Annotated in this window: 19 protein-coding genes; 7 read left to right on the top strand and 12 right to left on the bottom strand. The window is 74.1% G+C overall.

Features of this window, described 5'->3' with window-relative positions:
* Positions 1–26: 26 nt before the first annotated feature.
* Positions 27–689, bottom strand: coding sequence for a LysE family translocator (locus tag ACZ6EM_RS05310; protein ID WP_401049022.1), 663 nt, complete (start codon positions 687–689; stop codon positions 27–29).
* A 167-nt stretch (positions 690–856) separates the two neighbouring features.
* On the opposite strand from ACZ6EM_RS05310, the gene ACZ6EM_RS05305 reads away from it, so the two are divergent.
* Positions 857–2203, top strand: coding sequence for an aminotransferase-like domain-containing protein (locus ACZ6EM_RS05305; protein WP_465771732.1), 1347 nt, complete (start codon positions 857–859; stop codon positions 2201–2203).
* Between the two features lie 114 nt (positions 2204–2317).
* Here the strand turns inward: ACZ6EM_RS05305 and ACZ6EM_RS05300 are convergent, their stop codons facing one another.
* The 3 genes from ACZ6EM_RS05300 to ACZ6EM_RS05290 are packed head-to-tail and all read right to left on the bottom strand — an operon-like array spanning position 2318 to position 5798.
* Complete coding sequence (locus ACZ6EM_RS05300; protein WP_452177914.1) at positions 2318–3223, bottom strand: SDR family oxidoreductase; 906 nt, start codon at positions 3221–3223, stop codon at positions 2318–2320.
* Complete coding sequence (locus ACZ6EM_RS05295) at positions 3220–4227, bottom strand: alpha/beta fold hydrolase (RefSeq protein WP_465771731.1); 1008 nt, start codon at positions 4225–4227, stop codon at positions 3220–3222. Before ACZ6EM_RS05295 ends, ACZ6EM_RS05300 begins: the two co-directional genes overlap by 4 nt.
* Entirely contained in the window at positions 4224–5798 is a 1575-nt protein-coding gene (locus ACZ6EM_RS05290) for a flavin-containing monooxygenase (protein ID WP_401049030.1), read from the bottom strand. Before ACZ6EM_RS05290 ends, ACZ6EM_RS05295 begins: the two co-directional genes overlap by 4 nt.
* Positions 5799–6011: 213 nt before the next feature.
* On the opposite strand from ACZ6EM_RS05290, the gene ACZ6EM_RS05285 reads away from it, so the two are divergent.
* Complete coding sequence (locus ACZ6EM_RS05285; protein ID WP_465771730.1) at positions 6012–6788, top strand: MerR family transcriptional regulator; 777 nt, start codon at positions 6012–6014, stop codon at positions 6786–6788.
* Between the two features lie 59 nt (positions 6789–6847).
* Complete coding sequence (locus tag ACZ6EM_RS05280; RefSeq protein WP_465771729.1) at positions 6848–7852, top strand: ABC transporter substrate-binding protein; 1005 nt, start codon at positions 6848–6850, stop codon at positions 7850–7852.
* Between the two features lie 88 nt (positions 7853–7940).
* Here ACZ6EM_RS05280 and ACZ6EM_RS05275 read toward each other — a convergent pair whose 3' ends face one another.
* The 5 genes from ACZ6EM_RS05275 to ACZ6EM_RS05255 form a co-directional block, all read right to left on the bottom strand.
* Entirely contained in the window at positions 7941–8873 is a 933-nt protein-coding gene (locus tag ACZ6EM_RS05275) for a CPBP family intramembrane glutamic endopeptidase (protein ID WP_401053321.1), read from the bottom strand.
* Positions 8874–9303: 430 nt separating this feature from the next.
* A complete protein-coding gene (locus ACZ6EM_RS05270) occupies positions 9304–10941 on the bottom strand; it encodes a M4 family metallopeptidase (RefSeq protein ID WP_452177917.1) in 1638 nt (545 codons plus the stop codon).
* A gap of 501 nt (positions 10942–11442) precedes the next feature.
* Positions 11443–13512, bottom strand: coding sequence for a serine/threonine-protein kinase (locus tag ACZ6EM_RS05265; RefSeq protein ID WP_465771728.1), 2070 nt, complete (start codon positions 13510–13512; stop codon positions 11443–11445).
* A 115-nt stretch (positions 13513–13627) separates the two neighbouring features.
* Positions 13628–14605, bottom strand: a complete 978-nt coding sequence (locus ACZ6EM_RS05260; RefSeq protein ID WP_452177919.1) for an alpha/beta fold hydrolase — start codon at positions 14603–14605, stop codon at positions 13628–13630.
* Positions 14606–14783: 178 nt separating this feature from the next.
* Positions 14784–15545, bottom strand: a complete 762-nt coding sequence (locus tag ACZ6EM_RS05255; RefSeq protein ID WP_465771789.1) for a dienelactone hydrolase family protein — start codon at positions 15543–15545, stop codon at positions 14784–14786.
* 225 nt (positions 15546–15770) lie between these two features.
* Between ACZ6EM_RS05255 and ACZ6EM_RS05250 the strand changes: the two genes are divergently transcribed.
* Positions 15771–16184, top strand: coding sequence for a DUF6191 domain-containing protein (locus ACZ6EM_RS05250; RefSeq protein WP_465771726.1), 414 nt, complete (start codon positions 15771–15773; stop codon positions 16182–16184).
* Here the strand turns inward: ACZ6EM_RS05250 and ACZ6EM_RS05245 are convergent.
* Together ACZ6EM_RS05245 and ACZ6EM_RS05240 are read right to left on the bottom strand one after the other, a co-directional pair.
* Positions 16145–16546: a VOC family protein gene (locus tag ACZ6EM_RS05245; RefSeq protein WP_452177921.1), complete on the bottom strand. Its 402-nt coding sequence runs from the start codon at positions 16544–16546 to the stop codon at positions 16145–16147. The genes ACZ6EM_RS05250 and ACZ6EM_RS05245 overlap by 40 nt on opposite strands.
* 66 nt (positions 16547–16612) lie before the next feature.
* Entirely contained in the window at positions 16613–17464 is an 852-nt protein-coding gene (locus tag ACZ6EM_RS05240) for a (2Fe-2S)-binding protein (protein WP_465771725.1), read from the bottom strand.
* A gap of 176 nt (positions 17465–17640) precedes the next feature.
* On the opposite strand from ACZ6EM_RS05240, the gene ACZ6EM_RS05235 reads away from it, so the two are divergent.
* The 3 genes from ACZ6EM_RS05235 to ACZ6EM_RS05225 all read left to right on the top strand — a co-directional run bounded on the left by ACZ6EM_RS05235 (position 17641) and on the right by ACZ6EM_RS05225 (position 21624).
* The gene (locus ACZ6EM_RS05235) at positions 17641–19365 is read left to right on the top strand and encodes an IucA/IucC family protein (RefSeq protein WP_465771788.1); all 1725 of its coding nucleotides are present in this window, start codon (positions 17641–17643) and stop codon (positions 19363–19365) included.
* Positions 19362–20609: a type III PLP-dependent enzyme gene (locus ACZ6EM_RS05230; protein ID WP_465771724.1), complete on the top strand. Its 1248-nt coding sequence runs from the start codon at positions 19362–19364 to the stop codon at positions 20607–20609. Before ACZ6EM_RS05235 ends, ACZ6EM_RS05230 begins: the two co-directional genes overlap by 4 nt.
* A 217-nt stretch (positions 20610–20826) precedes the next feature.
* The gene (locus ACZ6EM_RS05225; protein WP_401049986.1) at positions 20827–21624 is read left to right on the top strand and encodes an inositol monophosphatase family protein; all 798 of its coding nucleotides are present in this window, start codon (positions 20827–20829) and stop codon (positions 21622–21624) included.
* An 85-nt stretch (positions 21625–21709) separates the two neighbouring features.
* Here ACZ6EM_RS05225 and ACZ6EM_RS05220 read toward each other — a convergent pair whose 3' ends face one another.
* Positions 21710–23164 carry a pyridoxal phosphate-dependent decarboxylase family protein gene (locus tag ACZ6EM_RS05220; protein WP_359898658.1) on the bottom strand — a complete coding sequence of 485 codons (1455 nt, stop codon included), beginning with the start codon at positions 23162–23164 and terminating at the stop codon, positions 21710–21712.
* Positions 23165–23256: the final 92 nt, after the last annotated feature.

Raw genomic sequence — 23256 nt, 5'->3', positions numbered from 1 at the left:
CAGCTGGACCGCTACGGCCTCGGCTCTCAGACCGCCACGGCCTTGGCGCGGTCGGCGGCGATGTGCACGGCGAGGCCGGCGAGGACGGTGCCCATCGCGTAGCGCTGGATCCGCAGCCAGCCGGGGCGGCGGTTGAGGAAGGCGGCGATGCCGCCCGCGCTCACCGCGATCAGGCCGTTGACGGTGATCGCGATCGCGATCTGAACCAGGCCCAGCAGCAGGCTCTGCACCGCGACGTGGCCGCGCTCCGGGGCCACGAACTGGGGCAGCAGCGAGATGTACATGATGGCGATCTTGGGGTTGAGCAGGCAGGTCAGGAAGCCCATCGCGAACAGCCGGCGCGGCGGGTCCGGCGGCAGCTGCTGCGGGGCGAAGACCGCCGTGCCGCCCGGCTTGACCGCCTTCCAGGCCAGCCAGAGCAGGTACCCGGCGCCGGCCAGCTTGATCACGGTGTAGAGGGCGGGCACCACGGAGAACACCGCGGCCACTCCCGCCGTCACCGCGACCAGGTAGACCAGGAAGCCGGCCGCGACCCCGGTCAGCGAGATCAGCCCGGCGCGGCGGCCCTGCGCGATCGAGCGCGAGACCAGGTAGATCATGTTGGGCCCGGGCGACAGCACCATGCCCAGGGCCACGGCGGCGATCCCGAGTACGGCCCGGCCGTCCACGGCCGATGTCAACGCGTCCATGCGAGGAGGCTAGGACGGACCATCGGGTCGATGCAATGATGACTTTGCACTCGGTGCAATGTGGGCCGGGGCCCCGCGTGAGCCGGCGCATGGGCCGTCGCGTGGGCCGGCGCTTGGCCGGCGCGCGAGTCCGCGAGCAACGAGGGACCTCTGGAGGCCGACCGCCGATGGACGACTACCGCCTGATCGCCGACCGGATCGCCGCCGAGATCGCGGACGGGCGACTGCGGCCCGGCCAGCAGCTGCCCACCCAGCGCGCCTTCGCGCGCAGCCGGGGCATCGCCAACTCGACCGCCGGACGCGTCTACCGGGAACTGGCCCGGCGCGGGCTGACCGTCGGGGAGGTCGGGCGCGGGACGTTCGTCCGGGCCGGGCGCGCACCGGACGGCACCCGGGTGCCGCTCGCGGAGCCGGCCTCCGCCCCCGTGGACCTGGAGCTCAACTACCCCTCCGTCCCCGGGCAGGCCGAGCTGCTGGCGGGCGCCCTGGCGCCGCTGCTGCGTCCGGACGCGCTGGGCGACGCCTTGCGGCCGGTCGGCGCGGCCGGGACGGTCGCGGCCCGGCGGGCGTTCGCGGGCCTGGTGTCGGCCGGCTCCTGGGAGGTCGGGGCGGAGCGACTGCTGTTCGCCGGCAACGGGCGGCAGGCCATCGCCGGGGCCCTGTCCGCGCTGGTGCCGCCCGGGCAGCGGCTGGGCGTGGAGGAGCTGACCTATCCGGTGGTCAAGGCGGTGGCGGATCGGCTGGGCATCGTACTGGTGCCGCTGGCCGTGGACGAGCACGGACTGCTGCCGGAGGCCGTGGCCGCCGCCCACCGGGCCGGGCCGCTGCGCGCGGTGTACGTCCAGCCGCGCCTGCAGAACCCACTCGGCGCGAGCCTGCCGCAGGAGCGGGCGGTGGCACTCGTCGCGGTGCTGCGACGGCTCGACCTGCCGGTGGTCGAGGACGCCATCTGGTCCTTCCTGCGACCCGAGCTCGCGCCGCTGGCCGCGCTCGCGCCGGAGCGCACCGTACTCGTGGACAGCCTCTCCAAGCGGCTCGCCCCGGGGCTGACCACCGGGTTCGCGGTCCTCCCGGCGGCGTTGCGCGAGCGGGTGGCGGGGGCGCTGCGCTCGGGCGGGTGGACGCCGAGCGGTTTCGCGCTGGAGGCGGCGGTGCGCTGGATCGGGGACGGCACGCTGGCCGCGGTGGAGGCGGCGAAGCGGGCCGACGCGAGGGCCCGGCAGCTGCTGGCCCGCGAGGTGCTGACGGGACGACGGCTGCGGTCCGACCCCTGCTCGTACTACCTGTGGTGGGAGCTGCCGACGGGCCGACGGGCGGAGGCCTTCGTCGCGGAGGCGGCGCGTGCCGGGATCTCGGTGACGCCCGCGGCGGCCTTCGCCGTCGACCCCCGGCGCTCGCCCTCCGCCGTCCGGGTCGGGCTCGCGTCCCCGCCGCTGCCGGTGCTCGCGCGGGCGCTGGAGACGCTGGCGGGGATCGCGGAGGGGGCGGGTGAGCGGCGAACGGACGACAGCTGACAGATTTCAAAATCTGTCGGCTGTCAGCCGTCATCTGTTCGCTGTCGTCCGTCGGCTGTCAGCTGTCCGCCGTAGGCCCTTCGCCCTCAGTCCTCAGTCCTCAGTCCTCACCCGTCAGTCGCCCGCGCCGCTCCGGCTCCCCCGGACCGCGGTGTCCGCCGCGCCCCCGGCGCCGACGGCGCGCAGGCGGCTCGCCGCGGTGGCGGCGAGCTGGGGTGCGATCCGGGCCACGTCCCGGGAGCCGACCACCGCGATCAGGGACGGCAGCAGCCAGCGGACCGGCTGCATCCCGCGCAGCCAGGCCTGCGCGTAGACGTGGGCGGACCGGCGGGCGATCCCGGCGACGATCCGGTCCACCGCGGGCTCCAGCGGATACGTCTTGTTCGCCGGCCACGGCAGCCGGGAGCGCATCTGCTTCAGCACGGCGTCCTGGTCGGCCCCGCGCACCATGTCCGTGTCGGTCCAACTCAGGTACCCGACACCGACCTTGACCCCCTGGTAGGCCACCTCCGCACGGATCGAGTGGGCGAAGGCCTCCACCCCGGACTTGCTGGCGCAGTACGCGCTCATCAGCGGCGCAGGGGTCAGCGCCGCGAGCGAGGCGATCTGGAGCAGGTAGCCGCGGCTCTCGGCGAGCGCCGGCAGGAACGCCCGCGCGGTGGCCACGCTGCCGAGCAGGTTGACCTCGATGACCCGGCTGAACGCCTTGTGGTCGCTGTCGGCCAGCGGACCGCCGATGGCGATCCCGGCATTGGCGACGACGGCGTCGATCCGACCGTAGTGCTCCTTGATCCGCCGGGCGGTGTCCTCCAGCGCGTCGAGGTCGGTGACGTCCACCTCCCAGCTGCTCGCGGACGGCCCGCACTGCGCGGCGGCGGCCTTCAGCTCCTCCGGCTCCAGTCCCAGCAGGGCGACCTTGGCCCCGCGCCGGGCGAGCTTGCGGGCCAGCGACGCACCGACGCCGCGCGCGGCACCGGTGACGACGACGACCTGCGCGGACAACGGCGGGATGGCGTTCATGCGACGGCGGTCCTCTCATCGACGGAAGCGGAAGCAGCACCGGCGGGAGCACCACCGGCCGAAGCAGCACCGGCCGAAGCGGCACCGGCCGGCGCGGACGCCAGGTACGCGGCGGCCATCCGGTGGATCTCGGCGGCGACCTCGTCCGGGCGCTCCAGCGGCGACATGTGGCCGACCCCGGGCAGCAGCAACAGCCCCTGCGCGTCCTGGAGTTCGGCGACGATCCGGTGGGCGTGCACCGGCGGGGTCAGCCGGTCGCCGGTGCCGACCACCACCGCCGTGGGCGCGGCGAGCCGGGCGAGCCCGGCGTGGACGTCCAGCCGGTCCAGCACCGCGGCCCAGTTGGCGCGGACGGCGGTCGGGCAGGCGTGCACGATCCGGGCCGTCGCCTCGACCTGGCCGGCGGACGAACCGGGTCCCATGGTGGCGTACTTGAGCGCCACCCGGCTGACCGGCGAGACCGGCCCGAGCGGCATCCGGGAGCGCAGCAGCTGCCGGTGCAGGAAGCGCCGCAGGCCCCGGGGTCGTACGGCCGGTGGCAGGACGGTGAGTTCGGCCACGAGGTCGCCCGGCCCGGTGGAGATCAGGACGGCCGCCGCGGTGCGGTCGGCGACCTCGGGGCGGCCGCCGGCGGCCATGATGGTCATCCCGCCCATGCTGTGCCCGGCGAGCACGGCCCGCTCGCCCGCCGGAACGGTCCGCGCGAGTACGGCGGACAGGTCCTCGGCCAGCGCCCGGGTCGAGTAGCGGGCCCGGCTCGGCGGGATCTCGCTGTTCCCGTGGCCGCGCTGGTCGTAGGCCACCACCCGGTAGCGGTCGGACAGCTGGCGGATCACCGGGGCCCAGAAGGCGGTGGAGCAGGTCCAGCCGTGGGCGAGCACCACGGTGGGCGCTCCGGGCCGGCCGTGCACCTCGACGTGCAGCCGGATGCCGTCCGCCGACCGGACGCTCAACTCCTCCACCGGACGCGGCGGTTCGTAGTCCTCGGGCAGCCGGGCGCTCACGCGGAGACCTCCTGGGCGGTGGTGCGGGTGGCGGCCGGTGCGGCGCGCATGATCAGCTCGTACTCGCCGAGGTCGACCTTGCGGGTGGCCCGGCGGAACGAGGTGGTGGAGCCGGGCCAGAGCACGGTGTTCTTGCCGTTCGGGTCGAGGTACCAGCTGAGGCAGCCGCCGGTGGTCCAGACGGTGCGGTCCATCCGGTGCTGGAGTTCGAGGTTCCACTGCCGCTGGGCGCGCGCGGTGGGCTGCATCGCGGCGGCACCGATCGAGCCGAGTGTGGTCAACGCGTCGATCATGTAGTTCAGTTGGGACTCGATCATGAGGATCATCGAGCTGTTGCCGAGGCCGGTGTTGGGCCCGATGACGAAGAAGAGGTTCGGGAAGCCGTGCACGGTCGAGCCGCGCAGCGCCTCCATGCCGTCCTTCCACTCCTCGGCCAGGCTGGTGCCGTTGGCGCCGAACACCCGGGCGCCGATGGGCATGTCGGTGACGTGGAAGCCGGTGCCGAAGACGATGGCGTCCACTTCGTGCTCGCTGCCGTCGGCCGCGACCAGGGTGGAGCCGCGCAGTTCGCGCAGGCCGGAGGAGACGACCTCGGTGTTGGCCGCCGCGAGGGCCGGGTAGTAGGTGTTGCTGAGCAGGATGCGCTTGCAGCCGATCCGGTAGTCCGGGGTGAGTCTGGCGCGCAGCTCCGGGTCGCGGACGCCCTGGGCGATGTGCCGCTCGGCGAGCCGCTGGACCAGGCGCAGCAGCCCGGGGCGGCGCACGAAGGCGTCGACCTGGATCTCCCGGAGGGCGAAGAGCGTGCCGCGGCGGATCTTCGTGGTGACCGGCAGGCGGCCGTGCAGCCACCTCTCCAGCTGGGTGATCTCGCGGTCGCGACGGGGAAGCACCCACGCCGGGGTGCGCTGGAAGACCGTCAGCTTGCCGACCCCGGGCTGGATCGACGGGATGATCTGGGCGGCGGAGGCGCCGGTGCCGACCATCGCCACGCGCTTGCCGGTCAGGTCGAAGTCGTGGTCCCAGCGGGAGGAGTGGAAGACCTTGCCGGGGAAGCCGCTCAGTCCGGGCAGGTCGGGGATCTGCGGGTCGGCGAGCGGTCCGGCGGCGGAGACGACGGCGTCGGCGGTCCACTGGCCGGCCGAGGTGGTGATCCGCCAGCGGGTCTGCTCGCTCTCCCAGCGGGCTTCCAGTACTTCGGTGTTGAAGCGCAGGTGGGGGCGGAGACCGAAGACGGTGGCGACCTTTTCCAGGTAGGCGCGGATGTCCGGCTGGCCGGAGAAGCTGCGCGGCCAGTCGGGGTTGGGCGCGAAGGAGAAGGAGTAGAGGTGCGAGGGAACGTCGCAGGCGCAGCCGGGGTAGCTGTTGTCCCGCCAGGTGCCGCCGACGGAGTCCGCCCGTTCCAGCACCACGAAGTCGGTGATCCCGGCGCGACGCAGTCGGACCGCGGCGCCGAGGCCGCCGAAGCCGGAGCCGATCACCGCCACCCGGACGTGCGGGGCGGGCTCCTGCGCAGCGGCGGTGTCGGTCGCTGCGGACGCGCCGGAGCGGGGGCGCTTGCTGCTGGGTGCCATGCGGCAAACCTCCTGAGGGTGGGACGGTGATCGTCGCGCTCTCCCGGGGTCGCGGCCCCGGAACCTCCCGGGGGCTCGCCTCCGGGACCCTGCCAATCGCGCCAGTAATCACTGGCATGGTTGGCAGGGTAGCCCTTGCTGACACCGGATGGAAGAAGCACGACGGCTCCGGTTCGGGGAACCTTCCGGGCCGGCGGTCCTATGCTGATCGCCGTGGACAAGGTCAGAGCTGCTGCGGGCGACAGAAAACGCGAGTACCGGGTGGAGGAACTGGCCGAGGCCGCCGGCATCACCACCCGCACCCTGCGCTTCTACCGCGAGCGCAAACTGCTTCAGCCACCCCGCAGGGAGGGCCGCATCGCCTGGTACGGCGAGGAGCACCTGGCCCGGCTGCGGATGATCGGTGAACTGCTCGAACGCGGCCACACCCTGGGTGGCATCGCCGAGCTGATCGGTGCCGGCGAGAGCGGGCGGGACGTCGCCGAGCTGATCGGACTGGAGGCGGCGATCGTCGCGCCGTGGTCCGACGAGACCCCGGTGCGCCTGGACTGGGACGAACTGAAGACCGCGTTCGGCGACCAGCTCACCGAGGAGAACACCGCCGAGTCGATCGCCCAGGGCTACATCACCGTCGAGGAGGACGGCATCACCCACGTCAGCCGCCGGCTGATGGACGCCACCACCGAGCTCGTGGCGGAGGGGGTGCCGCTCTCGGCCGTACTGGAGGCCAGCCGGCGCACCCAGGAGCACGTGGACGCCATCGCCGAGATCTTCATCGAGGTGGTCGGCGAGCACCTGCTCAGCGCGCTGGCCGCCGACGCCCCGCTGCCGCCCGGAGCGGCGGCCCGGCTCACCGAGCGCATCCTGCGCGTCCGGCCGCTGGCGCGTACGGTCGCGGACGCCCAGTTCGCCCTCGCGATGGACCGTCGGGTGCACGTCGAGTACACCGAACTCCTGCGCCAGCGACGGGAGAACGGCTCCGAGGCGTAACCGGGCCACTGTCCGGGCAGGGATCCCCGCGTCCCGCCCGCACGTTGGAGGTACCGCCGATGCCCCGACCGCTCAGCCGCCGCGCCGCCCTCGGCCTCGCCGCCGGGCTCGCCCCCGGGGTCGTGCTCACCGCCTGCGGGTCCGGCTCCCCGGCGCCGGGTGCCGGCTCGGCGGGCTCGACCGGTTCGACCGGCGGCGGCTCGACAGGCGGAACGCGGACGGTCCGGCACGCGCGAGGCGAGAGCACCGTGCCGGCGCGGGCGAGCCGGGTGGTGGTCCTGGACACCGATGCGCTGGACTCGGTGGTCACCCTCGGCCTCAGCCCGGTCGGCGCCGCCACCGTCACCGCGGGCGCCCCCTTCCCCGCCTACCTGCCGGCGGAGCGGCTGTCCGGGACGAAGCCCGTCGGGGCGATCGGCCAGCCCGGCCTGGAGACGATCGCGGCACTGCGGCCGGACCTCATCCTGAGCAACCAGGTCCGCGACGACAAGCGCTACGACGAGCTCTCGAAGATCGCGCCGACGGTGCTCTCCAGGACCACCGGCCCGACCTGGAAGGAGAACGTCCGGCTGCACGCCGAGGCACTGGGCCGCCAGACCGAGGCCGAGGCCGCGGACGCGGCGTACCGGAGCAGGCTGCGGGACCTCGTGACCGCACTCGGCGGGCCGGCCAGGGCGGCGGCCACCCGGGTCGAGATGGCCCGCTTCCTGGCGGGCGCACCGACCAGGCTCTACCTCAACGACACCTTCGTCGGCTCGCTGTTCAAGGACCTCGGGCTCGGCCGGCCCGCCAACCAGGACAAGCCCGGCTTCTCGATGGAGATCAGCCCCGAGCAGGTGGACCAGGCGGCGGCCGACGTCATCTTCTATTCCGTGTACGGGGACGCGGCCAAGTCGGACCGGGGAAGGATCACCGAGGGCGCGCTCTGGAAGAGCCTGGACGCCGTACGCAGCGGGCGGGTGTTCGGCGTGGACGACAGCCTGTGGATGCTCGGCATCGGCTACACCGGGGCCGGGCTGATCCTGGACGAGATCCGCAGGGACCTGGCGCCAGCGGGCGGGTGACGGACGACAGATGCCTGATGACGGATAACAGATGATGAAATCTGTCATTCGTTATCCGTCGCCCGCCATCCACCCGCCGCCCGGGCGGTCACCACTGCCCGTACCGCTCCGGCCGCAGCCGCCCGGTGCATGCGAGGAAGGCCACGAACCCGCCGAGGACGATCCAGCCGGGCCAGCCGGCCAGCGACATGGTGAGCGGGTCCAGCTCGGCGCCCGGGGCGGCGAACTCCCGCACCATCGACACGCTCATGCTGCTCGCGAAGGCGTGCGCCAGCACCGCCGGGACCACCGACCCCGAACGCAGCCTCAGCCAGGTGAAGACCGGCAGGACGAGCACACAGCTCACCGTCAGCGCGGGCACCGCCAGGTACCAGGGCCGCCCCGGGTACTGGCCGCCCATCAGCAGCGTCGGCAGGTGCCAGAGCGCGAAGGCCGTTCCGGTGAGCACGTACGCCCGCACCAAGGCCGCCGTACCGCCACCGCCTCCGCCCTCGCCCCGGCCGAGTCGCAGCAACCGGGGGAAGAGGAAGCCCTGCCAGCCGATCTCCTCACCGAAGAACAGCGGCAGCGACAGCACCATCCCGATCGAGCCCTGGAGCGCCCACGATCCGATCCGCCCGGCGTCCAGCGATCCGAAGCCGGCGAACGGGTAGCCGCCCGCCACCGCACCGAGCACCAGCGTCGCGGCCGTCAGTCCGCCGAGCACCCCGAGCGGCAGCAGACAGGCCCGGACCGCGCGGGCCCGCGGTCGGGGCCACCGCAGCGCGAGCGCCTCCCGCACCCCGCCGCCGCGCTCGACGAAGCGGACCACGAGCAGGGCTGCCAGTGCCGGGGCCAGCATGGCGGCCCCGATGCAGAGTTGTTCCAGGGCGCCGACCTCCTCACGGGCGTCGGCGCGCCGGTAGCCGCCGGCGAGCAGTGGTGTCATGGCCGCCCACATCCCGGCGTAGGCGAGCACCAGGTAGACCAGCAGGCCGCGCCATCGGACGGCGCTCGGCGGGTTTTGCTTCAGTAGCGTCATGCCGGGGACGCTACGGACCCGGGGGTTCGCCCCGGAACCAAGTTCACTGCCGTTACCGAGGGTTGTCCACTACCACCGCGATGGTCGAGTTTTCTGGGTGTACGGAGGCCCGGTGGAGGTGCTACTTCGCGCCCCGCGCTCCGCCGCCCGCCACCGGCCGTTCCGCGAACCTCCTCCGAAGCTGCACGAGAAGGAAAATTGACGTATCGTCAGGCGCCATACAGCGGGAGCGACGGTGGTCCGCTCACCGTCGCTCCCGCCGTACTCCCCCGCCGTACTCCCCCGCCGGCCGGCACCCACGGCCCGGCGGGGCCTCGACTCCTTCCCGGGCCCGGGCCTGATCGGTCCAGGCCCGGGCCGGCCCGGTTCCGACCCGGTTCCGGGCTCGGCTCATGCCCGAGGTCTCACCGGAACCGGCGCCGGACTCGGCTCAGTTGACGTTGACGGCCGTCCAGGTGGCGGCGACGGCGTTGTACTCCGCGCTGCCCGATCCGTACAGGTCCGCCGCCGCGCTGAGGGTGCCCGCCCGGGCGCCCGCGTAGTCGGTGGTCGAGGTGAAGTAGGTGGTCAGCGCGCGGTACCAGATCTGCGCGGCCTTGTCCCGCCCGATGCCCGCGAGCGTGGAGTTGTCGTACGTCGGGCTGTTGTAGCTGAACCCGTTGACCGTCTTCGCGCCGCTGCCCTCGGACAGCAGGTAGAAGAAGTGGTTCGCCACTCCGGACGAGTAGTGCACGTCCAGGTTGCCGACGTTCGCGTCCCAGTAGTCCGCCGAGGCGCCGTCCTTGCTCGGCTGGTCCATGTAGCGCAGCGGGCTGCCGTCGCCGCGCAGGTTGATCAGCTCGCCGATCCAGTAGTTCGGCGGGTTGGAGGGCAGGTTGGCGTACCACTCGACCATCGTGCCCATGATGTCCGAGGTGGCCTCGTTGAGGCCGCCGGACTCACCGGAGTAGTTGAGGTTGGCGGTCGCGGCGGTGACGCCGTGGCTCATCTCGTGCCCGGCCACGTCGATCTCGGTGAGCGGCGCGGTGTCGTTGTTGCCGTCGCCGTACGACATGCAGAAGCAGCTGTCGTCCCAGAAGGCGTTGACGTAGTTGGAGCCGTAGTGCACCCGGCTCAGGGCGCCGACGCCGTCGTTGCGGATGCCGCTGCGGCCGAAGGTGTTCTTGTAGAAGTCCCAGGTGGTGGCGGCGCCGAACTGGGCGTCCACGGCGGCGGATTCGCGGCTGTTGACCGTTCCGTCACCGAAGTTGTTGCTGGTGTTGGCGAACAGCGATCCGGTTCCGTCGGTGCCGCCGTTGAGGTCGCTGGTGGACTGGTCGCCGCGGCTCGCGTCCTTGAGCGAGTAGCTCGAACCGCTCTGGGTGGTGGTCAGCGGGACCTGGCCGACGAAGACGCCGTTGCCGGTGCCGGCCGCGGTCTCGATCGTCTCGTGCGTGGCGAGGACCCGGCCGTCGGCGGCGTCGGTGACGAGGATCTGGCGGCTCGGGGTGCCGTCGGCGCGCAGGCCCTCGACCGTGGTGCGGTACGCCAGGCGCGGGGTGCCGTCGGTGGCCCAGACCACCAGCTCGGCCTGACCGGCCCGGTGGACCTCGGTGAGCGGCGACTCGTCGGCGTCGGCGCTCACCCCGACGGTGGCCTTGACTCCCGCGGTGACCTGGGCGACGGCCTGGTCGGCGGCGATCTTCGGGGTCAGGCTCGGCAGCGCGATCCGGGCGGCGACCGCCTTGTCGACCGACTTCACCGAGCCGTCGGCCTTCTGGTGGACGACCAGGTCTCCACCGATCACCGGCAGGCCGGCGTAGATGCGCTCGAAGCGCAGGTGGCGAGTGCCGTCCTTGTCCACCGCGGCGTCCTTGGCGACCAGTTGCTCCTTGTCGCCGAGCTTGAGCGCCTTGGCCAGCGGGCCGGCCTGACCGGCCGCCAGCTTGAGCGCGGTCGCGTGCTGCTGGGCGGCCTGCACCCGCAGCGAGGGGGTGGGAGCGGCCTGGGCGGCGGTGCTCACCTGGATCACACCGGTCAACAGGGCCGTGGCCGAGAGCACGGCGACGGCTGCGAGCTTACGCTTCACGAACGAGTCCTTCCGGGAAACCGCGTCAGGGCGCGGTCGCACCGCGTCCCGGGGGCCGGGTCGGCCCTGTGGGGCGGGACGGGTGCTGACGTGCGGGAACCCCGTGCAGTCGAGCGGCTCGCCACCAAGGGGTGGGGGTGGGGCTACCGCCAGGGGGTGACCAGAAGCATGACAATCCAGCAGATGAATTGACAGGTCTGCTTCATTGATTGGCCAGGTCCCGCCATTGGGTAAAGAGCGTCCAATCGGCAGATGAATCGGGGCAATCCACCGCATCCCGCCAAGGGCGTCGAGCAGAGCGACGGCCGATCGCCTGCACCTACGGGCACTCGCTCACCGAACGCGGGCCCGGAGCACCTGGCAGGCCGACCGTCGATCGACTTTTACATGTGTGTAGAAGATTCCATACAGTCCCTTGACACCCGGGTGGCGAGGTTCCGCCACCTGCCCCCCTTGCCCGCCGGAAGGGAGGCTGCTACCGGCCCGGGTCGGCCGGGGCCGTCACTGGAGCCGCCACTCCTGGGCGGCGTTGCCGGCGGTGCAGGCGACCATGGTGACCGCGCTGCCGGGGCCGTTGTTGGTCATGCAGACCTGGTTCTGGTAGTCGCCGAGCGTGTACGAGCCGGCCGAACTTCCGCTGCGGACCGTCCAGTTGGTGAGGAAGCTGAACCCGTTGCTCAGCACGACCTTCCCGTCCATCGTCTGGACCAGCTGCGGGCCGCCGTTGTTGCAGGCGTTGAAGAGGATCCACGCGCCGGGATTGGTCGAGCGCACCCAGCCGTACTGCGAGTGACCGCCGACCAGGATCGGGTTGTCCCCGCTCAGGTTGTCGTCGCGCATCCCGATCGTGCGGCCGTCCTTCACGCTGACGATGGTGCTCCAGCTGTTGCCGCCGCAGGACGGCGGCCTGTTCGCACCTGACGAGGTGTTGCCGGTGCCGCTCGTGGTCTGGGCCGGGGGCTGCGGATTCTGGTCGGCGGGCGGGTTGGGCGGGTTGCCACCGCCGGGCTTGTTCGCCTGATCGGCCGGTGTTCCGCCCGCAGCCGCACCCGTACCCGCGCCCGTACCACCGCTCCGGCCGCCGCCCGCACCGCTCGAACCGCCCGCACCGCCGCTGCCGCCCTGTCCGGCGGCCGGCACCGGGGGCACCGGGGCCTGCGGCTGGCCCTGGCCGGCGGCGGGAGCCGACTGGTCGGGGCCCGGGGTGGCCGCCGGAGTGTCGGTCGGCGCCGAGGTGACCGGCGCGGTGGTGGTCGCGGGCGCCGCGGTGGCGGTGCCCGGGTTCGCCGGCACGGTGACCACCACGGTCGGCTGGGCGCCGGGCGTCAGGGCCGCGTCGGAGCCGCCCGCCCTGCGGTCGACCAGCAGCACGGTCGCCGTGCCCATCGAGATGACGACGGGGATGACGATGGGCACCAGCAGGGCGCGCCGCGACCGCTTGCGGCCGGGCTCGGTGGGAGCCTGCGGCTCCACCTTCGCGACCTCGTCCGCCGCCGGGGCGCCGCCCGCGGCGGGGACCACCACGGCCCCCGCCTCGGCCGGGTCCGCCCCGGCGCCGCCCTTGATCAGTTCGACAGCACCGCCCTTGTCCGCCGCGCCGCCCTTGGCCCCCGCACCGCCATCGGCCGCCGCACCGTTCTTGTCCGCCGAGCCCGCGCCGGCCCCGAGCGGGATGGTCCCGCTGCCCTCGGGGCCTGCCTTCCCGGGTGCCTGCGCGCCGCCCGCGCCGCCGTCCCTCACGAGTGCCGCACGGGCCGCTCGGGCCGCCGCCGCCATCGCGGCGGCGTCCGCGTACCGTTCCTCGGGCTTCTTGGCGAGCGCCCTGGCCACCAGCGCCCGCACCGACACCGGGAAGGTGTCCGGCAGTTCCGGCACCGGCTGGTTGACGTGCTTGAGCGCGATCTGGAGCGGCCCGTCACCGGAGTACGGCGGCGCGCCGACCAGCAGCTCGTAGCAGACCACGCCGATCGAGTAGAGGTCGGTGGCCGGTCCGAGGTTCGCGCCCTCGGCCTGCTCGGGGGACATGTAGAGCGCGGTGCCGATGATCGCGAACGGGGCGGTCAGCTTGGTGCTGGCGAGCGCCCGGGCGATGCCGAAGTCGGTGATGGCCACCCGCCCGTCGACGCGCACCATCAGGTTGGACGGCTTGATGTCCCGGTGCACGATCTCCCGCCGGTGCGCGGCGTGCAGCGCGTCCAGGGCGCCGGCCACCAGGTCGAGGGTGCGCTCGACGCTCATCCGGCCGGTGTCCTTGAGCACCCTGTCCAGCGGACGGCCGTCGATCAGCTCCATGACGATGTAGGCGCAGCGTTCCTCGCCGTCCCCGCCGCTCTCGCCGTAGTCGTGGACGCCCACCACGCCGGGGTGGTCGACCGCGGCGACGAGCTGGGCCTCGCGGCGGAAGCGCTGGGCGGAGGTGTCGTCCTCCAGCAGCTCCGAGCGCAGGATCTTGACCGCGACCCGGCGTGCCAGCACGGTGTCCTCGGCCCTCCAGACCGAACCCATCGCGCCGCCGCCGATCTTCTCGACCAGCTCGTACCGCCCGCCGAGCACGGTGCCCGCCCCGCTCATACCCCTGCTCCCCCCGTGTTCCGTGCCCCGCCCCGACGGGTCATCGGCACACAGTGTGCCAGAGCGGGTTACAGGCTCAGTTGATCAGGTCAGGACAGGAATTGAGCACGAATCATCAGTCCATAAGGAAGTATCGGGCGTGATCCGAAACCTCTCGGACGGCCGCGACGACCGCCCGGGGCCGGTCGGCCTGAATGGCGTGACCGGCACCGTGGACCGTGCTGTGGGTTCCCCGGACGGCGTTCCTCGCGATGCCCGCCTGCAGGGCGGTCCAGCGGACGCGCATCGCACCGGGCAGTCCCCGGGTCGCGCTCAGGACCGTCACCGGCATCTCGAACGGTCGCGCGGTGGAGCGGCGTCGCCGGATCTCCGGAACGGCGACGGAGGTCAGCCGCTGCTCGGCGAGGACGGCCCGCCGCTGGTGCCGGTGCGCGATCACGGCCGCCTCGGCCCGGTCGAGCGACGTCGCCGGATCGAGCGGCGTCGCCCGATCGAGCGGCACCTCCGCATCGAGGGACGCCGGTGCCGACGCCGTCGGCGCCGATCCAGCCCGGTACAGCCACAGCCGGTTCAGCACCGCCTCGGCGGCCCGGATGGACCATGGCTGGAACTCCTCGTGCGCCGGGTCCACCAGGACCAGCCCGGCCACCAGCTCCGGCCGCTGCCAGGCGAGGAGTTGGGCCAGCTGGCCGCCCCAGCTGTGCCCGATCAGGAGCGCCGGTCCGGCTTCCAGGTGCTGAACGAGGGCGGCCAGGTCGGCGATCTGGCCGTCCAGCGTCGGGGCGGCGGCCCGACCGGGCTCGCTGGCGCCCAGCCCCGCCCGGTCGTACGCCACGACCCGCCCGTACCGGGCGAGTTCGGGCAGGACGGCCGACCAGCCGAGCGCCGTGGTGCCGCAACCCGCGATCAGGACCATCGGTGCGACACCGCCCCGACCGGCCTCCACCCAGCGCAACGCCCGCCCATCGCGGTCCAGTTCACCGCTGCGCACTCCGCCGGGCAGGTGCTCCCCGAGCGCCCGCGCGACGGCCTCCTGGACGCTCCGCAGATCCGGCCCGGCGGGCTTCGCCCGCTCTCCCTGGCTGGCGTTCATGTGCCGTCCCCCCTGGATCGTGGTGCGGCCCCTCCCCCGGGGCCGGTTCCGATGACCCGCGCGGGTCCGCGCGGACCTGTGCGGACTCGCGCGGACCTGTGCCGACCTGTGCCGACCTGTGCCGACCTGTGCCGACCTGTGCGTGGCCGAACGGGCGACCCGGTCAACAGGTACGGCCTCAGGCCGGCAGGACCCTCTTCAGCAGGCCGAGCAGCGCCTCCCAGTGCCGCTCGGCGGCCGCGGCGTCGTAGCGGCTGGTGTCCGCCTGGGTGTAGCCGTGCGGGGCGCCGGCGTAGACCTCGGCCCGGTACCGGACGCCGGCGGCGGTGAAGGCCGCGGCGAGCCGGTCGATCTGCTCGGGCGGCAGCGCGGGGTCGGCGTCCGCGTGGCCGAAGTACAGCTCGGCGGTGATCCGGTCGGCGCCCAGGTGCGGGCTGTCCGGGCTGTCGGTGGCGAGGCTGCCGCCGTGGAATCCGGCCGCGACGGCGATCCGGTCCGGGTGGCTGGCGGCCGTGCGCAGCGCCAGCAGGGCCCCGCGGCAGTAGCCGGTCAGGCCGACCGGGCCGTCCTGGACCAGCGGGGACTCGCCGAGCCAGCGCAGATACGCGTCCGCGTCGCGCGCGGTCGCCTCCGGGGTGAGCGTGTCGAGCAGCGGGACGATCCGGGCGAAGAGTTCGTCGGCCTGGTCCAGGTCGATGAGCTCCGGCAGTTCGACGACCGGCGCGCGCCCCGCCCGGTAGAAGGCGTTGGGGACGAGCACGGTGTACCCGGCCGCGGCCAGCCGGTCGGCCATGCGCTCAAGGTGCGGTCGGAGCCCGAAGGCGTCCATGTAGAGGATGACACCCGGGTGGGCCCGGCCGTCGTCGGGGTGGGCGAGGTAGGCGTCGGCGGTGCCGTCCGCCGTCGGAATGTCCACGAGAGTTCCGCGCACGGGCATGATCAGAGCGCTCCTTCCGGTTCGTCCGGCAGCGTATCCGGTGGGCCCGTCGCCCGCCCATGCGGTTTTCGCCACACTGCGCCCGCGCCTGCGCCCGCACTGCGCCACGGCGCGCCCGCGTCCTGGGCCCGGCCCGACCCGGCTCAGCCCGGCCCAGCCCGGCTCAGCCCGGCCCAGCCCGGCCCAGCCCCCGGGAACGCGACGGCCCTGCGGCCGCGTTGAGCGGGCATGGGGTGGATCGTGGGTGTGGCGGCGGCGGTGGTGGCGGTGCTGGGGATGGTGCTGCTGGCGGCGTGGCAGGTTCAGGACGAGTCCTCGTCGCGCCCGCGGCGCCGCGGGCCCGGGGCCGGGATGGGCGCCGGTGGGCTGGACGAGCTGCACGCCCTGTTCAGCCCGGGCAAGCAGGTGCAGATCGAGCAGAAGCGGGAGCAGCTCGTGCTGCGGGACGACGCGCAGGCCGGCGGGCCGCCGCACCTGGGCGTGGACCTGGACCGGGGCGTGGCGGTGATGCCGGGCGGGGCCGCGGGACGGACGTCCCCTCCCGCACCGCGCGAGGAGGGCCCGACGGCTACGGCCGGCCCGGCGCCCCGGACGCCGGGGGCTCAGGCGCCCCAGGTGCGGGAGCAGAGCACCAGCCGGTAGCCGTCCGGGTCGGCCACCGTCACGCCGTACTCGTCCCAGTACGGGTTGTGGGACTCGACCCGGGTGCCGCCGGCCTCCTCCAGCCGGGCGGCCAGGGCCTCGTCCACCGGGGCGCCGAGGTAGACGACGAACAGGTCGTCCACCGTCGGTGTGGGCTCCAGCGGCCGCTCCGGGTCGTGCGTCAGCTCGAAGTGCCAGCTGCCGCCGGACGGGCCGACCATCAGCAGGTCGTGCTCGCCGGACACCCGCTCGGTGCTGCGCCACAGCACGGCGAGGCCGAGGCCGCCGACGTAGAAGCGCTCGGCCGCCGCGAGGTCGCGCGAGGGGCGGGCGATCCGGACCCGCACGGTGGAATCGATCATGCCGGCGACCATAGCCCATGCCACTGACAGCGAACCCCGCGGTGCGACGGGTTCGCGGACGGACCGTCAGAACCGCCGCAGGCGTTCCTCGCCGGAGGTCCGGGGGCAGGTCAGGCAGGCGGTCGCCGCGGGCCCGACCGCGTAGTAGAGGCAGCAGCCGAGCCGGGTGCGGGTGTGGTGGGCGCGCCCGTCGGGGGTGTGCAGGCGGCGGAAGTCGGCGCCGCCGGGGAGCGGCAGGGTGCCACCGGGCAGGACGGCCTCGGCGGCGGCGACGGAGGCGTCCTCCTCGCCGAGCATCCGGCCGAGGTACCAGAGGGCGGAGGCCAGGTCGTCCGTCACCATGCCCCAGAGGGCGCGGTCGCGGCGCCGGGTGGGCCCGGCGAACGCGGCGAGCACCGGCCCGAGGTGCGCGACCACGGCGGCCCGCAGTTCGGCGCGCAGTTCGTCGTCGCCGGGCATGGTGACGTGGCCGGGCATGGTCACGTCGCCGGGCAGGGTCACGTCGCCGGGCAGGGCGACGTGACCGCGCGGGCGCAGGGCGAGCGCACCGGTGGGGGCGTGCAGCCAGAGGTCGGCGGGGTCGACGGCCGGCACTCGGCGGGAGAGGTGCCAGGGGCCGGCGATCAGCAGGCAGGCCGACCAGGCGTAGTGGTGGAGCAGCCGGGAGGCGGTGACGTGCGGTCGCGGGGCACTGCCGTGCTCGTCGGCGATGCGGGCCTCCGCTCCGGCCAGGACGGCGGCCAGCGCGCTTTCGTCGGCGGCGAGTTGGGCTCCGGAGTGCCAACCGTCGGCGGCGCGCGGGTCAGGCTCGCCGCTGCCCAGGAGGCGCAGCTCCAGCACTGGGCAGAGCTCCACCAGCCGCCGGTAGTCGGCGACGAGCGCCGGGGCCCCGGCACGCACCGAGGGCGCGACGGGCATGGGTGTTCCGGGAACCATTGGCACTCCCGAGATCGATTCTGCATGATCGACTAAGGTGAGGCTCACCTTACAACGCCTCACGGCACCCGGTGACCGCGGGCCGGCCTGCCGGTCGACCCGTCGACCCCATCGGCCGGCCCGGCGGCGGCGACGAATTTCCCACCGCCGACGAGGCGATGGTCCGCACCCTGCTGAACTGCCTGCTGCGCGAGGTCTCCGCGCCCGAGCACCAGACCGCCGCCGACAGCGGCCGCCTGCTGCTGCGGCTGCCGCGCCGCGGCGCCCTGCTGCGGGTCGCCCTGCGCCGCACCTCGCTGCTCGGCGCGCACCGCTTCACCGGGCCGGTCGAGGTCGAACAGGACGGAGACTGGGTCGAGTTGGGCTGGCAGGCGTTGGCCGAGTACGTCCAGCACGAACTGGAGCTGCGCACCGGCACGGTGAACGAGGAGTTCCTCGACCAGGTCGCGTCCAGCCACCAGGGCGTCCGCCAGGGCCTGGACGACCGGCCGGCCCCAGGCGCCGACCGCTACCTGGAGTCCGAGCAGGCACTGCTGTTCGGCCACCGCTTCCACCCGGCCCCCAAGTCCCGATCCGCCGCCCGCAGCGACTGGCGCGGCTACGCCCCCGAGTCCCGCGCCTCCTTCCCGCTGCGCCACCTCGCCGTCCGCGCGGACCTGCTGGCCGAGGAGTCGCTGGACGAGAGCGCGACCGCACTGCTGGACGGCCTCGGCGAGGTGCCGGACGGCTACCGGCTGCTGCCCGCGCACCCGTGGCAGTATCAACTCATCGGCGAACACCCACTGTTGCGCGCCGCCCTGGCCCGGGGCGACGTCCTCGACCTGGGCCCGCGCGGCGAGCGTTTCACCGCCACCGCCTCGGTGCGCACCCTGCACGGCGCCGACGCCTTCCTCAAGTTCAGCCTGAACGTTCGCATCACCAACTGCCTGCGCAAGAACGCCGCGTACGAGCTCACCGGCGCCGTCGCGCTCACCCGGCTGCTCGCCCTGGCCCTGGCCGACCTCGCCCGGCGCTTCCCGGCCTCGGCCGTGCTGCGCGAACCGGCCTTCCGCACCCTCGCGCTGCCCGGCACCGACGGCCGGCCCGACCGGACACTGTACGAGGGCTTCGGCCTGATCGTCCGGGAGGGCTTCGGCGGCGTGCTGCGGCCCGGCGTCACCCCGCTGCTCGCGGCCGCCGTCGCCGACGAGCACCCGACCAGTTCCGCGCACATCTCCCGCCTGCTGGGCGTGAGTCCGAACGGCGCGGCGGCGCTCGACTGGTGGCGCGACTACCTGCGGCTGCTCCTCCCGCCGGTCCTGTCCGCCTACTTCGACCACGGTGTGGTGCTCGAACCGCACCTGCAGAACGTGCTGATCGGCGTGGACGCCTCCGGTCACCCCGTCCAGGTGCTCTTCCGCGATCTGGAGGGCACCAAGCTCGTCCCCGAGCAGAACGCCGACATCCTCGCCGCACTCCCACCCGAGGTGGCCGGCCCGATGACCTACGACGCGGAACGCGGCTGGGACCGGGTGGTGTACTGCCTGCTGGTCAACCACGTCGCCGAACTGCTCGCCGCGCTCGCCGACCGCCACCCCGAGCTGGAGTGCGCGCTCTGGCAGGCCGTCCGGGACACCCTGGAGGAGTACGCCGCCGCGCACGGCTGCCCGCCCCGGCTGCGCGCTCTACTCGCCGGTGTGCCACTGCCCGCCAAGGCCAACCTGTTGACCCGCTGGGAGCGCAAGGCCGACCGCGAGGCCGGCTACGTCCGACTGCCCTCCCCGCTGGCCGGCTCCGTCCTCGCCGGGGCCGCCCGCATGCCCGCCCGCACATCGGACCGCGCGTCCGCCCACCGGCCGGCGCACACGCCCGTCCGCCTACCCGCCGGGAGCACCGCCCGATGACGACCGAGACCGCCCGGCCCGCCGAGGCCGTCCGCAGCTTCACCGCCGGCCTCACTCCCGACGAACTTCCCTCCTACATCTACGACTTGGCAGCCCTTCGGGAGCACGCCGCCGCCGTCCGGGCCGCGTTGCCCGAGCGGGTCGAGCTGTACTACGCCGCCAAGGCCAACCCGGAGGCGCCGCTGCTGACCGCGCTGCGCTCGGTGGTGGACGGCTACGAGGTCTCCAGCGGCGGGGAGTTGGCCCACGTCCGGGCCGTCGTGCCGGACGCTCCTCTGGCCTTCGGCGGGCCGGGCAAGACTCCGGCCGAGATCACCGCGGCGGTGGACGCCGGGGTGCACCGCTGGCACGTCGAGAGCGAGCAGGAGCTGCACCGGCTGGCCGCCGTCCTCGCGGACCGGCCCGGCGCGGTCGTGGACGTGCTGCTGCGGGTCAACCTCGCGGTCGAGGCGGCAGCGCTCGACGCGGTGCCGCTCGCGATGGGCGGCCGTCCGACGCCGTTCGGGCTGGACCCGGACCGGGCCGAGGAGTGCGTCCGGCTGCTCACCGGCGGCGGTCCGTCGGCGCGCCGGCTGCGGCTGCGCGGCGTGCACGCCCACCTGGCCAGCGGGCTCCCGGCGGCGGAGCAGCTGTCGGTCGCGGCGCGGATCGTCGCCTGGTCGGCCGCACTGGCCGAGCGGCACGGCTTCCGGCTGGCGGAGGTCAACATCGGCGGCGGAATGGCCGTGGACTACGCGGACCCCTCCTCCCGCTTCGACTGGACGGCCTTCGGCGAGGGCCTGGCCGAGCTGCTCGACGCCCACCCCGGGCTGACCCTGCGGATCGAGCCCGGCCGGGCGCTGACCGCCTACTGCGGCTGGTACGCGACCGAGGTGCTGGACGTGAAGGCGAGCCACGGCGAGGACTTCGCGGTGGTCCGCGGCGGCACCCACCACCTGCGCACGCCCGCGACCCGGGGGCACTCCCAGCCCTTCGCAGTGCTCCGGGTGGACGCCTGGCCGCACCCCTGGCCGCGCCCGGCCGTCACCGGCGGCCGGGCCACCCTGGCCGGACAGCTCTGCACCCCGAAGGACGTCCTCGCCCACGCGGCCGAGGGCGCGGACGGCCTGCGGACGGGCGATCGCGTGCTGTTCGCGATGGCGGGCGCGTACGCATGGAACATCTCGCACCACGAGTTCCTGATGCACCCTCGCCCGGGCTTCCACTACCTGGGCGGCGATGGACCGAGCCCGGCGGAGGGGTGACGGAGGACGAAAGACGGTCGACGCGTGACAGCCGACAGCTGACAGCTGACAGATTTCGAAATCTGTCAGCTGTCAGTTGTCAGTCGTGAGCTGTCGACCGTCGCCTCCCGGCCGTCGACTGCCGGCCGTCGGCCGTCCCACCGCCCCCGGTCCGCCGCCGCCCCGTTCCTCCACTCGTGGGAGAGTGGTATGCAGCGAAGGGAGCGCGAACGTGCTGATGGACAAGGTGGCGGAGATACTCGCCGAGGCGTCGGCCGAGGCGGTGGAGCCGCGCTTCCGGGCGCTGGCCGCCGGCGAGGTGATGGAGAAGGCCCCCGGCGAGGTCGTGACGGTCGCCGACCGCGAGGCCGAGACGATCATCGCCCGCCGACTGCACGAGCTGCTGCCCGTCCCCGTGGTCGGCGAGGAGGCGGTCTCCGCCGACCCGTCGCTCGCCCTGGCCCTTCGCGACGAGCCCGCCGCCTGGCTGGTCGACCCGGTGGACGGCACCGCCAACTTCGTCGCCGGTAGACCCGAGTACGCCGTGATGTGCTCCCTGGTCCGCTCCGGCCGGACCGTCGCCTCCTGGATCTGGCAGCCCTCCACCGCCACCGCCTACTGCGCCGAACTGGGCTCCGGCGCCTGGCGCGACGGCGAGCGCCTGACCCGTCCACCGGCACCCCAGGACGTCGCGAAGCTGCGCGGCTCGGTGAAGAGCCGCTACCTCGACGCCGAGCACCGCCGCCGGCTCCAGGACAACATCGCGTCCTTCGGCGAGATCTCCCCCGGCCGGCACGCCGCCGGGATCGAGTACCCGGACGTCGTCGAGGGCCGCTTCGACTTCATCCTCTACTGGCGCACCCTTCCCTGGGACCACGCCCCCGGCTCGCTCCTGGTCACCGAGGCCGGCGGCGTCTCCGCCCGCCCGGACGGCACCCCGTACCGCCCGGAGGCCCCCGGCTGCGAGGACGGTCTCCTGGTCGCCGCCGACCCCGACACCTGGGAGCTCACCCGGTCGATCCTCCTGGGCGGCTGATCCCGAGGCCCAGCCCGCCCGGAAACCCGGCCCGACCGGAAGGCCGACCCGCCCGGAGCGCCCGGCCCGCCCAGAGCCGTCCGCTCTACCCCGCCCGCTCGCCCGCCACCTTGCGCCCGGCGCCCACCACCTCACGCAGCAACGCGCCGACCTCCCCCACCGTGGCATGGGGGTTCAGCAGCGTGAGCTTCAGCCGGACCCGACCCGGGCCGTCGCCCGGGAGTTCGGTGCGGCCGACCACCGCCCGGCCGGTGCGCAGCAGCAGGCGCCGCAGCCGGCCGTTCACCTCGTCCAACGCCGCCTCGTCCGTCACCCCGGGCGGCCGGTAGCGGAAGAGGATGACGGTGAGCACGGGCTCGGCGTGGAGTTCGAGCGCCGGGTCGGCGCGCACGGCGTCGGCGGCGGTGCGGGCGAGGTCGTGGCAGGCGTCGACCAGCCGGCCCAGACCGTCGCGGCCGAGGGTGCGCAGGGTGACGGCGAGCTTGAAGGCGTCGGCCCTGCGGGTGGTGCGCAGCGAGCGGCCGAGCAGACTGGGGTACCCGGCCTGCTCGTCGTCGACCGGGTTGAGGTACTCGGCGCGGCGGGCGAGCGAGACGTAGGTCTCCGCGCGGCGGACCAGGAAGACCCCGGCCGCGGCCGGCTGCCAGCCGAGCTTGTGCCAGTCGAGCGAGACCGAGTCGGCGCGGGCGATGCCGTCGAGCAGCGGGGCGAGCCGGTCGGAGAGCAGCGCGCCGCCGCCGTACGCGGCGTCCACGTGCAGCCAGGCACCGTAGCGGCCGGCGAGGTCGGCGGCGGCGGACAACGGGTCGACGGCTCCGGTGTCGGTGGTGCCGGCGGTCGCGACCACGGCGATCGGGGTCCGGCCGGCCCAACTGGCCTCGGCCATCGCCCGTTCCAGTTCGTCCTCCCGCATCCGCAGCCCGCGGTCGACCGGGACGGGGATGACGGCCCGCTCGCCGAGGCCGAGCAGGGCGGCGGCGCGCTGGACGGAGAAGTGCGCGGCCTCGGAGGCGAGGATGCACGGCCGGACTCCGGCCGGGATGCCGTCCAGCTCCACGATGCCGTCGAGCTTCTGGTCGCGCGCCAGCATGAGCCCCATGAGGTTGGACTCGGTGCCGCCGGAGGTGAAGACGCCGGCGGCGCGCGCCGGGTCGTAGCCGACCAGTCCGGCGATCTCGGCGAGCAGTGCGCTCTCCAGGGCGGTGGCGGCGGGGGCCTGGTCCCAGGAGTCCTGGGAGGGGTTGAGGGCGCTGACCGCCAGGTCCGCCGCGGCGGCGACGGCGAGCGGCGGGCAGTGCAGGTGCGCGGCGCAGGCCGGGTCGGCGGGGTCGGCGGCGCCGTAGGCGAGCAGTTCGGTGAGCCGGGCGAGCGCGCCCGGTCCGTCGTCGCTGGCCAGCGCGTCGTCGACGAGTGCGGCGATCTCGGCCGGACTGCCGGCCGGCAGCGGTCCGGAGCGCATGGCGGTGCCCGTCTCCAGGGAGTCGAGGACGGTGGCCAGCAGCGGTCCGAGCGCGCCCGGCCCGGCGGCGCCGCCCGCCAGGGCGTCCGTCGCGACGCCGTCTCCGGGGAGCCCGACGGGGTCGGTGCCGGGGTCGGTTCCGGGGTCGGTTCCGGGGTCCGGTCCGGGGCCGC

It is taken from the genome of Kitasatospora sp. NPDC041917, from assembly GCF_055589745.1.
This window is presented reverse-complemented; position numbering and strand designations above follow the sequence as displayed.

Coding starts and splice junctions, on each gene's coding strand:
- ACZ6EM_RS05310 (WP_401049022.1), bottom strand. CDS start 689: ATGGACGCGTTGACATCGGCCGTGGACGGCCGGGCCGTACTCGGGATC.
- ACZ6EM_RS05305 (WP_465771732.1), top strand. CDS start 857: ATGGACGACTACCGCCTGATCGCCGACCGGATCGCCGCCGAGATCGCG.
- ACZ6EM_RS05300 (WP_452177914.1), bottom strand. CDS start 3,223: ATGAACGCCATCCCGCCGTTGTCCGCGCAGGTCGTCGTCGTCACCGGT.
- ACZ6EM_RS05290 (WP_401049030.1), bottom strand. CDS start 5,798: ATGGCACCCAGCAGCAAGCGCCCCCGCTCCGGCGCGTCCGCAGCGACC.
- ACZ6EM_RS05280 (WP_465771729.1), top strand. CDS start 6,848: ATGCCCCGACCGCTCAGCCGCCGCGCCGCCCTCGGCCTCGCCGCCGGG.
- ACZ6EM_RS05275 (WP_401053321.1), bottom strand. CDS start 8,873: ATGACGCTACTGAAGCAAAACCCGCCGAGCGCCGTCCGATGGCGCGGC.
- ACZ6EM_RS05265 (WP_465771728.1), bottom strand. CDS start 13,512: ATGAGCGGGGCGGGCACCGTGCTCGGCGGGCGGTACGAGCTGGTCGAG.
- ACZ6EM_RS05260 (WP_452177919.1), bottom strand. CDS start 14,605: ATGAACGCCAGCCAGGGAGAGCGGGCGAAGCCCGCCGGGCCGGATCTG.
- ACZ6EM_RS05250 (WP_465771726.1), top strand. CDS start 15,771: ATGGGGTGGATCGTGGGTGTGGCGGCGGCGGTGGTGGCGGTGCTGGGG.
- ACZ6EM_RS05245 (WP_452177921.1), bottom strand. CDS start 16,546: ATGATCGATTCCACCGTGCGGGTCCGGATCGCCCGCCCCTCGCGCGAC.
- ACZ6EM_RS05240 (WP_465771725.1), bottom strand. CDS start 17,464: ATGCCCGTCGCGCCCTCGGTGCGTGCCGGGGCCCCGGCGCTCGTCGCC.
- ACZ6EM_RS05235 (WP_465771788.1), top strand. CDS start 17,641: ATGGTCCGCACCCTGCTGAACTGCCTGCTGCGCGAGGTCTCCGCGCCC.
- ACZ6EM_RS05230 (WP_465771724.1), top strand. CDS start 19,362: ATGACGACCGAGACCGCCCGGCCCGCCGAGGCCGTCCGCAGCTTCACC.
- ACZ6EM_RS05225 (WP_401049986.1), top strand. CDS start 20,827: ATGGACAAGGTGGCGGAGATACTCGCCGAGGCGTCGGCCGAGGCGGTG.